Annotated in this window: 10 protein-coding genes; 6 read left to right on the forward strand and 4 right to left on the reverse strand. The window is 73.9% G+C overall.

Going from position 1 to position 12,565, the window contains the following annotated elements; all coding sequences use genetic code 11:
- Positions 1-11: 11 nt before the first annotated feature.
- The gene (locus tag OCT49_RS09485; protein WP_283851448.1) at positions 12-1,013 is read left to right on the forward strand and encodes an aldose epimerase family protein; all 1,002 of its coding nucleotides are present in this window, start codon (positions 12-14) and stop codon (positions 1,011-1,013) included.
- 68 nt (positions 1,014-1,081) lie between these two features.
- On the opposite strand, the gene OCT49_RS09490 is transcribed toward OCT49_RS09485, so the two are convergent.
- Positions 1,082-3,613, reverse strand: coding sequence for a glycoside hydrolase family 3 protein (locus tag OCT49_RS09490; protein WP_502963455.1), 2,532 nt, complete (start codon positions 3,611-3,613; stop codon positions 1,082-1,084).
- A gap of 119 nt (positions 3,614-3,732) precedes the next feature.
- On the opposite strand from OCT49_RS09490, the gene OCT49_RS09495 reads away from it, so the two are divergent.
- Both OCT49_RS09495 and lgoX read left to right on the forward strand, forming a co-directional pair.
- Positions 3,733-4,332 (forward strand): TetR/AcrR family transcriptional regulator, encoded by a 600-nt coding sequence (locus tag OCT49_RS09495; RefSeq protein WP_283851450.1) that lies wholly within the window; start codon positions 3,733-3,735, stop codon positions 4,330-4,332.
- Between the two features lie 117 nt (positions 4,333-4,449).
- Complete coding sequence (lgoX, locus tag OCT49_RS09500; protein ID WP_283851451.1) at positions 4,450-6,405, forward strand: L-glutamate oxidase LgoX; 1,956 nt, start codon at positions 4,450-4,452, stop codon at positions 6,403-6,405.
- Between the two features lie 23 nt (positions 6,406-6,428).
- Here lgoX and OCT49_RS09505 read toward each other — a convergent pair whose 3' ends face one another.
- The 3 genes from OCT49_RS09505 to OCT49_RS09515 all read right to left on the reverse strand — a co-directional run bounded on the left by OCT49_RS09505 (position 6,429) and on the right by OCT49_RS09515 (position 8,991).
- Positions 6,429-7,253 (reverse strand): EI24 domain-containing protein, encoded by an 825-nt coding sequence (locus OCT49_RS09505; RefSeq protein ID WP_283851452.1) that lies wholly within the window; start codon positions 7,251-7,253, stop codon positions 6,429-6,431.
- A gap of 148 nt (positions 7,254-7,401) precedes the next feature.
- On the reverse strand, positions 7,402-7,830 hold the full coding sequence (locus OCT49_RS09510; protein ID WP_283851453.1) for an organic hydroperoxide resistance protein: 429 nt from the start codon (positions 7,828-7,830) through the stop codon (positions 7,402-7,404).
- Positions 7,831-7,971: 141 nt separating this feature from the next.
- Positions 7,972-8,991 (reverse strand): NADP-dependent oxidoreductase, encoded by a 1,020-nt coding sequence (locus tag OCT49_RS09515; RefSeq protein ID WP_283851454.1) that lies wholly within the window; start codon positions 8,989-8,991, stop codon positions 7,972-7,974.
- A gap of 193 nt (positions 8,992-9,184) precedes the next feature.
- Between OCT49_RS09515 and OCT49_RS09520 the strand changes: the two genes are divergently transcribed.
- The 3 genes from OCT49_RS09520 to OCT49_RS09530 all read left to right on the forward strand — a co-directional run bounded on the left by OCT49_RS09520 (position 9,185) and on the right by OCT49_RS09530 (position 12,531).
- Positions 9,185-9,649 carry a MarR family winged helix-turn-helix transcriptional regulator gene (locus OCT49_RS09520; RefSeq protein ID WP_283851455.1) on the forward strand — a complete coding sequence of 155 codons (465 nt, stop codon included), beginning with the start codon at positions 9,185-9,187 and terminating at the stop codon, positions 9,647-9,649.
- Between the two features lie 257 nt (positions 9,650-9,906).
- A complete protein-coding gene (locus OCT49_RS09525; RefSeq protein WP_283851456.1) occupies positions 9,907-10,944 on the forward strand; it encodes a rod shape-determining protein in 1,038 nt (345 codons plus the stop codon).
- A gap of 66 nt (positions 10,945-11,010) precedes the next feature.
- Positions 11,011-12,531, forward strand: coding sequence for a GAF domain-containing sensor histidine kinase (locus tag OCT49_RS09530; RefSeq protein WP_283855733.1), 1,521 nt, complete (start codon positions 11,011-11,013; stop codon positions 12,529-12,531).
- The last annotated feature ends 34 nt before the right edge of the window (positions 12,532-12,565 follow it).

Here is a 12,565-nt window from a genome sequence, read left to right on the forward strand (position 1 = left end):
GGTCGTCGACCATGATCACTGGTTCGGGCACGGCTGTGCGCACGGAAGAGTTCGGCACCCTCGCGGACGGCACCCCGGTGCACCGCTGGACGCTGGAGCGGGACGGCACGCGGGTGCGGGTGCTGACGTACGGCGGCATCGTGCAGTCGGTGGAGGTGCCGGACCGGGAGGGGGCGCGGGCGGACGTCGCGCTCGGGCTGCCGGACCTCGCCGGGTACGAGACGTTCACCGGGCCGTACTTCGGCGCGCTGGTCGGGCGGTACGCGAACCGGATCGGCGGGGCCCGGTTCGAACTGGACGGGCGTACCCACCGGGTGACGCCCAACGAGGGGCGCAACCAGGTGCACGGCGGGGCCAGGGGCTTCGACAAGCGCGTGTGGCGGGCCCGGGAGGTGGCCGGTGACGGCGTCGAGCTGCTGCTGGTCTCCGAGGACGGCGAGGAGGGCTTCCCGGGGCGGCTGACGATGTCGGTGGCGTACACCCTGGACGAGGGCGGGGCGCTGCGGATCACGTACCGGGCCACGACGGACGCCCCGACGGTGCTGAACCCGACCAACCACACGTACTGGAACCTGGCGGGCGCCGGCGGCGGCAGCGCGCTGGGGCAGGAGCTGCGGATCGCGGCGGGGCGGATCACCCCGGTGGACGCCGAGTCGTTGCCCACGGGCGAGTTCCTGCCGGTGGAGGGGACCCGGTTCGACTTCCGGGCGCCGCGTCCGCTCGGCCCGGCCTACGACCACAACTTCGTGCTGGACGCGGACGGTCCGGGTCCGGTGGCCGAGCTGTACGACGCGGGCTCGGGGCGGGTGCTGACCGTCGCGACGACGGAGCCGGGCCTCCAGCTGTACACGGCGGACCACTTCGACGGGCGGCCGTTCGGCCCGTGCGCCGGGGTGGCGCTGGAGACCCAGCACTTCCCGGACTCCCCGAACCGGCCGGAGTTCCCGAGCACGGTGCTGCGGCCGGGCGAGGAGTTCGTCTCGACGACCGTGTACGGGTTCTCGGTGCGCTGAGCCGGACGGTACGAGGGAACGCCGGGCGGCGGGCGGCCGCCGCCCGGGGGTTCCTCCGCTCCTGGCGGTTACTCCTCGATCTCGACGACCGCCGTGCGGCGCACGTCGCCGAGCGAGTGGGCCGCCTGCACCTCGTACGCGCCGGGGACCAGGACCCAGTCGTACGCCTCCTCGTCCCAGATCTCGTACGCGCGCCGCTCCAGCGCGATCACCGCGTCGGCGCTCTCGCCGGGGGCCGCCTCGACCCGGGCGAAGCCGGCCAGCCGGCGGGCGGGGCGGCCGGGGTCGGCGTGCCGGGGCGCCAGGTAGACCTGGACGGTCTCGGCGCCCGGCCGGGTGCCGGTGTTGCGGACGCGGACGGTGACGGAGTCCTGGTCGGCCACCAGGCTCTCGTACTCCCAGGTGGTGTAGCCGAGTCCGTGGCCGAAGGGGTAGGCGGGCTCGGTGCCGGCCTTCTCCCAGGCCGGGTAGCCGACGAAGACGCCCTCGTCGTAGTGGAGTCGGCCGTCGGTGGGGGTGGTGGAGGAGACGGGGGCGTCGGCCAGCGCGACCGGCCAGGTGGTGGGCAGCCGGCCGCCGGGTTCCTCGGCGCCCAGCAGGACGTCGGCCAGCGCGTGGCCGGCCTCCTGGCCGGGGAACCAGCCGAGCAGCACGGCGGCCACCTCCTCGCGCCACGGGAGTTCCACCGGGGAGCCGGAGTTGACGACCACGACGGTGCGGGGGTTGACGGCGGCGACGGCGGCGACGAGTTCGTCCTGGTGGCCGGGGAGCCTCAGGTCGGTGCGGTCGAAGCCCTCGGACTCGACGCGTTCGGTGGTGCCGACGACGACGATCGCGGCGTCCGCGCCGCGGGCCGCCTCGACGGCCTCGGCGATCAGCTCGTCGGGGTCGCGGCGCGGGCCGAGGTGGCAGAGGGAGAACGAGACGCCGAGGATCGGTCCGTCCCCGGCCAGGGTCTCGGGGACCTGGCGCAGCGAGACGTGGACGGGTTCGCCGGCGGCGAGGGTGATCCGGCCGCGTTCCAGGGGGTTGCCGAAGAACGCCTCGCCGGGGTCGGCGGAGCCGGTGACCCGGTGGACGCCGTCGTACAGGGTCTCGTCGGCGACGGTGAGGGTGAGCGCCCCGGTGCCCCGGGTGCCGAAGACGTGCTCGCCGCTGTCGCGCGGGACGAAGGTGCCGGTGATCTCGACGCTGTGCAGCCGTTCGCGGGTGACGCCGGCGGGGAGGTCGTCGCCGAGCCACTGGAGGGTGCCGTCGTGCAGCGGGGCGGAGCCGATGACGGTGCCGTCGGCGTCGCGGCAGACGGCCCGGAGCTCGAAGCCCCGGTGGGCGGGGACGAGTTCGTCGTTCGGGTCGGCGCCGACCCGGTAGTCGAGCGTCCCGTCGGGGAGGGCCGCGGCGAGGCCGTCCAGCGGGGTGACGACGTGGTGCGGGTAGACCTGGGCGGAGCCGCCGCCGAGGACCCGGGCGTCCCGGGCGAGCGCCCCGCTGAGCGCGACCCGGCGGACGGCGCCGACGTCGAGGGGCAGGGCGGCGCGGCCGTCGGCGCGCGCCTCGTTCCGGACCAGGACGAAGGAGCGGCGGGCGATCTCGCGGGCCAGGTCGTCGCCGTCGAGGGGGCCGGGGCGGGCGGCCGGGTCGACGACGGGCGGGGCACCGTCCAGGAGGTCGACGCGGGCGGCCAGCCGCAGCACGTTGCGCACGGCGCCGTCGACGACGGACTCCTCGACCTGCCCGGCCCGTACGGCGTCGGCGAGCGCCTTCCCGTACACCGTCCTGGGGCCGGGCATCGCGACGTCGAGTCCGCCGCGGGCGGCGCCGACGGTGGAGCGGGCGGCCAGCCAGTCGGAGACGACGAAGCCGTCGTAGCCCCATTCGTCGCGCAGCACCGTGTTCTGCAGGTGGTGGTGCTCGGTCATGGTGGAGCCGTTGACCCGGTTGTAGGCGGACATGATGCCCCAGGGGTGGGCGTTCCTGACGATCCGTTCGAAGGGGGCCAGGTAGACCTCGCGCAGTGCGCGCGGGGCGACGACGTTGTCGACGGTGAAGCGGTCGGTCTCGGCGTCGTTGGCGACGAAGTGCTTGACGGTCGTGCCGACGCCGCCGTCCTGCACCCCGCGCACGTAGCCGGTGCCGATCTCGCCGGTGAGGTACGGGTCCTCGCTGTACGCCTCGAAGTGACGTCCGCCGAGCGGGGAGCGGTGGAGGTTGACGGTCGGGGCGAGCAGCACGTGCACCCCCTTGCGGCGGGCCTCCTGGGCGAGCAGCCGGCCGGCCCGGCGGGCCAGTGCCGGATCCCAGGTCGCGGCGAGCGCGGTGGGCGAGGGCAGGGCGACGGACGGGTCGTCGGCGCTCCAGGAGACGCCGCGGACGCCGATCGGCCCGTCGGACATCACCAGGGAGCGCAGCCCGACGGCGGGGATCGCGGGCAGGGACCACATGTCCTGACCGGCCAGGAGCCGGGCCTTGTCGTCGAGTCCCAGCGCGGCAAGCGCCGCTTCGACCGCGGCCTCGCGGACCGCATCGGGGTTGCTGGGTGTGGACGTGTCCGCCACGGCCGTACCTCCTCGTCGGGTTTTTCTGCGCTGGACGTCTCCCATCCTCGCCCCCGTGACCGGTAGATCGGTAGGTTTCGTTACCATTTCGTCATTTTCCGGGATGGCGTACGGTGCGGTCCGGGGGGACGGGGACCGATGGCGTGCCGGAAGGGGCCGGGGAGATGGCGCGGGCCAGAAGCACGGAGCGGCGGGCGGAGATCGTCCGGGCGGCTCTCGAAGTGATCGCCGAACGCGGCTACCGCGGCGCCTCCCTGAGCGCCGTCGCCGAGCGGGTCGGCCTCAGCCAGCAGGGCCTGCTGCACTACTTCCCGACCAAGGAGGCGCTGCTCGTCGCGGTGCTGGAGGAGCGGGACCAGTGGGACACCGGCGGCTGCACGCGGAGCGACGGCGTCTGGCGGATCGAGCTGCTGGCCTCCCTCGTCGAGTACAACGCGATGCGTCCCGGCATTGTCCAGACGTTCTCGGCGCTGCTGGGCGAGAGCGTGACGGAAGGTCATCCCGCGCGGGAGTTCTTCACCCGCCGCTACACCCAGGTCCGGGCGAGCATGGCGGCGATCCTGCGCGCCGAGCACGGCGAGCGGCTGCCGGGCGGGCTGACGCCGGAGCGCGCGGCGCCGCTGCTCGTGGCGGTGCTGGACGGGCTCCAGTACCAGTGGCTGCTGGACCCGGAATCGGTGGACATGCCCACGGCGTTCGAGGACTTCCTGGCCCTGCTGCGGCCGGGCGGACCGGACGACGCGCCGCGCTCCCCCGCCCCGTGAGGCGGCCCGAGGAGGCGTCAGTACGGCGAACGCGACAAGGCACCTGCGGGTGATTTCCGGTCGGTCTACGCGCGTCCGGGCGTGGTCCGCCCTCCGGCGGGTCCCAGGGTTGGCCGCATGATTTCCCAGCCCGCCGGACCCTCGTCCGGCCTGCCCTCCCGCCGCACCCTGCTCACCGGCGCCGCCGCCGGTGCCGCCGCCCTCGCCGCGGGCGCGGCCGGTACCGCGGACGCCGCCGCGCCGGGCGCCGCCGACGCCCTTCCCGACTCCGGCACCGCGCTCGCGCCCGCGGCCGCCGCGTCGGACTGGAACGCCTGCCTGGACGTCGCCCGCGCCATCCTCGTACGCGACGGGCAGGACCAGCCGCTGGTCCCCCGCTACCGCGACATCCTGCTGTCCAAGGGTCTGCCCCGCAGCGGCAGGCCCCCCAAGAAGGTGCTGATCGTCGGCGCCGGCCCGGCCGGGCTCACCGCCGCCCATCTGCTGCGCGGGGCCGGGCACTCCGTCACCGTCATCGAGGCCAACGGCAACCGCGTCGGCGGCCGGATCAAGACCTTCCGCAAGGGCGGCCACGAGAACGCCAAGGCGCCCTTCGCCGACCCGAAGCAGTACGCCGAGGCCGGCGCCATGCGGATCCCCGACAGCCATCCGCTGGTCACCGGGCTCATCGACGGCCTCGGCCTGAAGCGCCGCCGCTTCCACCTGGTGGACGTCGACGCCGAGGGGCGGCACGTCAACCGCGCCTGGATCCACGTCAACGGAGTCCGGATGCGCAAGGCCGACTACGTGCGAAAGCCCCGGGCGGTCAACCGTTCGTTCGGCGTCCCCGCCGAGTTCGAGGACAAGCCCGCCGCGACGATCGTGCGCGAGGCGTTCGCCCCGGTCCGCAAGGAGTTCGAGGGCAAGGAGGGCCGGGAGCTGGTCGAGGGCTGGGCGCGGGTGATCCAGCGGTACGGGCACTGGTCGATGTTCCGGTTCCTGACCGAGGCCGCCAAGCTCGACGAGCGCACCGTCGCCCTCGTCGGCACGGTGGAGAACCTCACCTCCCGACTCCACCTCGCCTTCGTGCACAGCTTCATCGGGGCCTCCCTGATCAGCCCGGACACCGCGTTCTTCGAGCTGCCGGGCGGCACGGGCGTCCTCGCCGACGCGATGTACGAGCGGGTCGAGGACCTGGTGCGGCTGGACCGCCGGGCCACCCGGATCAGCCACGGCGAGGACGGGGTCCGGGTCGAGACGGTGTCCGAGGGCCGCGACGGCAGGCCGCTGGTGCGCCAGACGTTCACCGGCGACCGGGCGATCGTCACCGTGCCGTTCTCCGGGCTGCGCCACATCCCGGTCACGCCCCTGCTCTCGTACGGCAAGCGGCGCGCGATCACCGAGATCCACTACGACGCGGCGACCAAGGTGCTGCTCGAATTCAGCCGCCGCTGGTGGGAGTTCGAGGAGAAGGACTGGAAGGCCGAGCTGGAGCGGATCGAGCCCGGTCTGTACGACGCCTACCGGCTGGGCGGGGCACCGGCCGACGGTTCGCTGCTGGGCGCCCACCCCTCGGTGCCGCCCGGCCACATCCCGCCCGACCAGCGCGTGCACTACGCGGCGCACCGGGCCACCGCCCGCGGCCAGTCCGAGGCGGCGCACGTCATCGGCGGCGGTTCGGTCACCGACAACCCCAACCGCTTCATGTTCCAGCCGTCCCACCCGGTCGAGGGCAGCGCGGGCGGGGTCCTCCTCGCCTCGTACAGCTGGTCCGACGACGCGTTGAAGTGGGACTCGCTGGACGACGCCGAGCGCTATCCGCTCGCCCTGTCCGGGGTGCAGGACGTGTACGGGCAGCGCGTCGAGGTGTTCTACACGGGCGTCGGCGCCACCCAGTCGTGGATGCGCGACCCGTACGCGTACGGCGAGGCGTCGGTGCTGCTGCCCGGCCAGCACACCGAACTGTTCGCCCATGCGCGGTCGGTCGAGGGGCCGTTGCACTTCGCGGGCTGCCACACCTCGGTCAAGCCGGCCTGGATCGAGGGGGCGTTGGAGTCGGCGGTCAGGACGGCGCTGGAGGTGCACACCGCCTAGCCGGGGGCGGGGCGGGCGGGCCCTCAATCCCGGTCGGGGTCGTACGGGTTCGGCGCCCCGGTCCCGCCCCGCGCCCGGTCCCCGTCGCCCTCCTCGTCCCCGCCCGTGCCGTCGGCCCGCACCAGGTCCCGGGCCAGCAGGGTGGCCCCGGCGACGGCGCCCGGCATCAGGAACACCGCGACGAACGGGATCAGGAAGACCAGCGCCAGCGGCACCCCGAAGCCGAGGACCAGGGCGCGTCGGCTGCGGAGCAGCACGAGCCGTTTCCTCAGCTCCATGCCGCGGCGCTGGAGCGCGACGGCGGTCAGCTCCTCGCAGAGGAAGTAGCCGGTGACGCAGAAGCCGAGCGCGGGGATGACGGTCTGGCCGAGGACCGGGACGAACCCGAGGGCGAAGAGCAGCGTCGAGTAGAGCCCCACCCGCACCAGGACCCGGACGCTGTCCCGGGCTGAGATCCACAGTTCCCGCCAGAGCGGCAGCCCGGACTCGGGGACCTCGCCGCCCTCGGTGCGGTCCACCTGCTCGGACAGCGATTCGTAGAAGGGCTGGCCGACCAGCAGCGTCACGGCGGTGAACGTGATCACGGCGAGGAACAGTCCGAGGCCGAAGACCAGCACGGTCAGGGTGGTGCGGAGCAGCCCCTGCCAGGGCGAGGACCAGTCGTCGGCGAACGGGGTCGCCCAGCCCACCAAGTCGTCGGCGCCGTACCCGAGACCGATGAACGCCGCCACGTACAGCACGAGCGTGACGAGTCCGGGCAGCAGCCCGAAGCCGAACCAGCGCCCGTGCCGTCCGACCCAGCGCTGTCCCTTTATCAAGTAGCCGAAGCCCGCCCCAAGATCACGCATGGCGTCAGGGTACTGGGACCGGCGGGGGCCTTCGAACAGGAAGCCGGGGCCGGGCGGTCCGGGGCTTCGGGAACACGGCCGGGGGCCGCACCCCCTGCGGGATGCGGCCCCCGGCGCGAGCGAGCGAACGGGCGGACGGGCGGACGGGTCAGGCGACCGACAGCTCGACCTTGATGTTGCCGCGCGTGGCGTTCGAGTACGGGCACACCTGGTGGGCCTTCTCGACGAGTGCCCGCGCGGTGTCGGCGTCGACGTTCGGAATGGTCGCGGTGATCGCGACCTCCAGGCCGAAGCCGCCCTCGGCGGTCTTGCCGATGCCGACCGCGGCGGTCACCGTGGAGCCGGAGATGTCCGCCTTCTCCTGGCGGGCCACGACGCCCAGCGCGCCCTGGAAGCAGGCGCTGTAGCCCGCCGCGAAGAGCTGCTCCGGGTTGGTGCCCGCGCCACTGCCGCCCATGGCCACGGGCGGGTTGACGACGACGTCGAGCTTGCCGTCGTCGGACGAGACGCGGCCGTCGCGGCCGTTCTCGGCGGTGGCGACGGCGGTGTAGAGGACGTTGATGTCCTGAATGGTCATGGTGCGGATTCCTCCTGCTGTGCGCCGCGACTCGCGCCCACGATCGCGGCGGCCTGCCGACGAGACTAAACGGTCCCGCCCGTGGTTGTCAGCGGCGTCCCGGGCCCGGCCCGGGACGTGACGGGTGCGCCGGAGCGGCGGTCAGACGAGGGAGACGACCATCTTTCCGGTGTTCTCGCCGCGGAGCAGACCGAGGAAGGCGTCGAAGCCGTTCTCGATGCCCTCGACGGTGGTCTCGCGGTACTTCAGCTCGCCCGAGGCCAGCCAGCCGGCGACCTCCCGGACGAACTGCGGCTGGAGGTCGGCGTGGTCGCCGACGAGCATGCCCTGGATGCGCAGCCGCTTGCCGATGACGAGGGCGAGGTTGCGCGGGCCGGGCGTCGGCCCGGTGGCGTTGTACTGGGCGATCATGCCGCAGACGGTGATGCGGCCGTGCGGGTTGAGGGCGGAGATCGCCGCTTCGAGGTGCTCGCCGCCGACGTTGTCGAAGTAGACGTCGATGCCGTCGGGGGCGGCCTCGCTCAGCTGCTCGGCCACGGGGCCGTTCTTGTAGTTGAAGGCGGCGTCGAAGCCGTACTCCGCCACGAGGAGCTCGACCTTCTCGTCGGAGCCGGCCGAGCCGATGACCCGGGAGGCGCCCCTGAGCTTCGCCATCTGGCCGACCTGGCTGCCGACCGCGCCGGCCGCGCCGGAGACGAAGACGGCGTCGCCCTCCTTGAAGGAGGCGACGTCGAAGAGGCCCGCGTAGGCGGTGAGCCCGGTCATGCCGAGCACGCCGAGGTAGGCGGAGAGCGGGGCGGCGGACGGGTCGACCTTCACGGCGTGCTCGGCCGGGACGTCGGCGTACTCGCGCCAGCCGAGCCCGTGCAGGACGTGGTCGCCGACCTCGATGCCCTCCGCGTTCGAGGCGATGACCTCGCCGACCGCGCCGCCGTCCATGGGCCGGTCGAGCTTGAAGGGCGGGACGTACGACTTCATGTCGTTCATCCGGCCGCGCATGTACGGGTCGACCGAGAAGTACTGGTTGCGGACGAGGACGCGGCCCTCGCCGGGGGCGGCGACCGGGGCCTCGCGCAGCGCGAAGTCCTCGGCCTTCGGCCAGCCGTGGGGGCGGGCGACGAGGTGCCATTCGCGGCCGGACGCGGGAAGTGCTGCGGGCATGGCTCGGGTTCTCCTCAATGGCTCAGGGGGTGGGCTCCGGCCCGGCCGGGCCGGAGCGTTCGCCGGGCCGGGTCCGCGCGGGCCCGGCCCGCCTCGGCCTGTCACCGGTCCGGCGGACAAAATACTTCATGATGTGAAACAACCATGCTTCTAAATATTTCACCTTGTCAAGCAACCGGCTATCCTGGGTGTCATGCCCACCCCTCCAACAGACCCTCTGACCCTCGAAGTCGTCGAGCTCATCGGCACCGTCGTGGCGCGCTACTACGAGGAGTACGACGAGGCCGCCGCGGCCCACTCGCTCACCGGTGCGCAGGCCCGCGTGCTCGGGCTGCTCGCGCTGGAGCCGATGCCCATGCGCCGGATCGCCCGGAAGCTGAAGTGCGAGCCGTCGAACGTCACGGGCATCGTCGACCGCCTGGAGACCCGCGGCCTGGTGGAGCGCAGGCCCGACCCCACCGACCGGCGGGTGAAGCTGGCCGCCCCGACGGAGCAGGGTGCGCGGATCGCGCGGGAGCTGCGCGAGTCGCTCACCTTCGCGCGGGAGCCGCTGGCCCGGCTGTCGGACGGGGACCGCGCACTGCTGCGGGACCTGCTGCGACGGATGCTGGGCGGCCCGGAGCTCCTGCCCGAGCGGCCGGGCCCCTCCGGCGGCTGACGACCTCTTCGGCGAGGAGACCGCGCCCGGCCCCTCGGAGGCTTCTTCGCCGAGGAGACCGCCCGGCCCTCCAGGGGCTCCTTCACCGGGGAGGTGGGACGGGGCGTACCGCCGCGTTTCCTGTCGGGGCGTCAGCTCCGTACCCTCCTCCGGAGCCTCCCAGCGCGCGCCGCGGCGGCCCAGGGCGCACCATGCGAGAGAGAACCGGTCGCAGCCCGTCCGGTGCCCACCCGTCCGCGCCCCCGGGAGAACCTGCCGTGACCGTCAGTCTTGAGCAGCTGCGCCGTTGCCATGTCGCCGTCGACCTCGGGGCCGCCCGGACCCGGGTGTACGTCAAGGGGCTCGGGCTCGTCGTGGACGAGCCGAGCGTGGCCGCGGTGAACACGCGTACCGGCTCGCTCATCGCGGTCGGGGCGCTCGCCGAGCAGATGACGGGCCGCACCCCCGACTACATCCGGGTGACCCGCCCGGTCTCCGGCGGGACCGTCATCGACATCGAGATGGCCCAGCGCATGCTCCGCCATCTGCTCGGCGAGAAGCTCCGCCGCCAGTTGCGCCGCAAGCCCTGGCTGCGGGCCGCCGCCTGCACCCCGCACGACAGCGATCCGCTCGCCCAGCGGGCCGCCGTGGAGACCCTGGTCGGGCTCGGCGCCCGGCGGGTCGAGCTGGTCGACACCCTGATCGCGGCGGCCGTGGGCTGCGGGCTGCCGGTGGAGCAGCCGACCGCGACCATGATCATGGTGTGCGGGGCGGCGACCACCCAGATCGCGGTGCTCTCGCTCGGTTCGATCGTGAGCGCGGTACGCATCCCGGTCGGCGGCGACGCCATCGACCACGCGGTGATCCAGTACCTGCGCCAGCACCACGCCCTGATGCTGCCGAGCCAGTCCGTGCGCCCGCTGCAACTGGCGCTCAGCGGCGGCGGCCTGACCTCGCGGGGGCCCGCCACGACCGAGATCCACGGCCGGGACGTGGCGACGGGCCTGGCCCGCTCGGTGCGGGTCGAGACGGCGGCCGTGCGCCAGGCCATCCACGCCCCGCTCACCGGTGTCCTGGACGGGCTCGGCAAGATCCTCCGCGACTGCCCGCCCGACCTGGTGGCCGACCTCGTGGACTGCGGGATCATGATGGTCGGCGGCAGCGCCCTGCTGCCCGGCCTCGACCAGATGCTGCGGGACGCGACGGGCATGCAGGTGCACATCGCGGAACGGCCGGACGTCTGCGCGGTACTGGGACTCGGTGCCATGCTGGACGGCCGGATCGAGCCGATGGTCCTCGACCCGCTCGCCTGCTGAGCACGAAGGGGGGCGCGACGCGTGCCCGAGGAGACGGAACCCCCGCCCGCGACGTCCGGGCTGCCGATGTTCCTGGAGGCGGTGCTCAGCATCGGCACCGACCTCGGGCTGCGGGCCACCCTCCAGCAGATCGTGGACACCACGACCGCCCTGACCGGGGCCCGGCAGGGCGCGCTCGGCGTGCTCGACCAGGAGCGCGGCACCATCGGCGAGTTGTTCACCTCGGGTCTCGACGAGGCCGAGCGGCGGCGCATCGGCGACTTCCCGGACGGACACTCGGGGATGCTCGGCACCCTCGTCGGCGCGCCGGAGCCGGTGCGCTCCGACGGCCTGGGCGCCGACCCTCGTGCCTGCGGGGTGCCGCCGGGCCATCCGCCGGCGCGGTCCTTCCTCGGGGCGCCGATCCGGGTGCACGATCAGGTCTTCGGCAACCTCTACCTCACCAACAAGCGCGTCGGCCTCTTCACCGACGCGGACGCGGCGGTGCTGAAGGCGCTGGCCTCGCAGGCCGGGATCGCGATCGCCAACGCCCGGCTGTACGAGGCGGCCCGGCAGCGGGAGCGCTGGATCGAGGGGGCCGCCGCCGTCACCACCGCGCTGCTGAGCGGCGGGCACCCGGCCGACGCGCTGACGACCGTCGCCGAGGGCGCCCGGGTGCTGGCCGACGCGTCCGCCGGGGTCATCCTCCAGCCGAACGCGGAGGGCGGCATGGAGATCGTCACCGCGTCCACGCTCGACGACCCGGCCGGCCTCGTCGGTACGACCATCGCGCCCGGCTCCGACGTGCTGGTCCAACTACTGGGCGGGGAACCGGTGTTCATCGAGGACTCGGCCACCGATCCCCGGATGACGACGCATGTGCGGTCGCGGTTCGGTCCCAGCATGATGCTGCCGCTGCGCAGCGGCGGCCGGCTGATCGGCACCCTCGCCCTGCCCCGGCGGCGCGGCGCCCGCCCGTACACGGGCACGGAGCGGTTGCTGGCCTCGCAGTTCGCCTCGCAGGCCGCGCTCGCGCTGGTGCTGGCGGCCGCCCAGCACGACCGGGAGCAGCTGGCGGTGTACGAGGACCGGGACCGGATCGCCCGCGATCTGCACGACCTCGTGGTGCAGCGGCTGTTCGCGACCGAGATGATGCTGGAGTCGACCCGCCGCAGGGCCGTCGCCCCGGAGACGGGCGAGCTGCTCGACAGGGCGGTCGACGAGCTGGACTCCACCATCCAGGAGGTGCGGACGACGATCTTCGCCCTCCAGCAGCCGCCCGCCGAGGCGCCCGCCACCTTTCGCGGCCGGGTGCTGCGGGAGACCGGGGGCGCCGCCGTCGTATTGGGCTTCCAGCCGTCGGTGCACTTCACCGGGGCGGTCGACGCCCTGGTCCGGGATCCCGTGGCCGGCCGGCTGCTCACCGCGCTGCGGGGCTCCCTCGCCGCCGCGCACCGGCGGGCCGGGGTGTCGGCGATCGAGGTGGAGGTGGACGCGACGGCCGCCCTCCCGGACGGGCGGACCGCGGTCCGGCTGACGGTCGCCGACGACGGCCGCGAGGAGGACGGCTCGCGCCCGGCGACCTTCACCTGGCAGGAACCGCTCTGAAACCCGGCGGGCGCCGCCCCGGAGAACGCCGGTG

It is taken from the genome of Streptomyces sp. ML-6 (assembly GCF_030116705.1).
Lineage (GTDB): Bacteria > Actinomycetota > Actinomycetes > Streptomycetales > Streptomycetaceae > Streptomyces.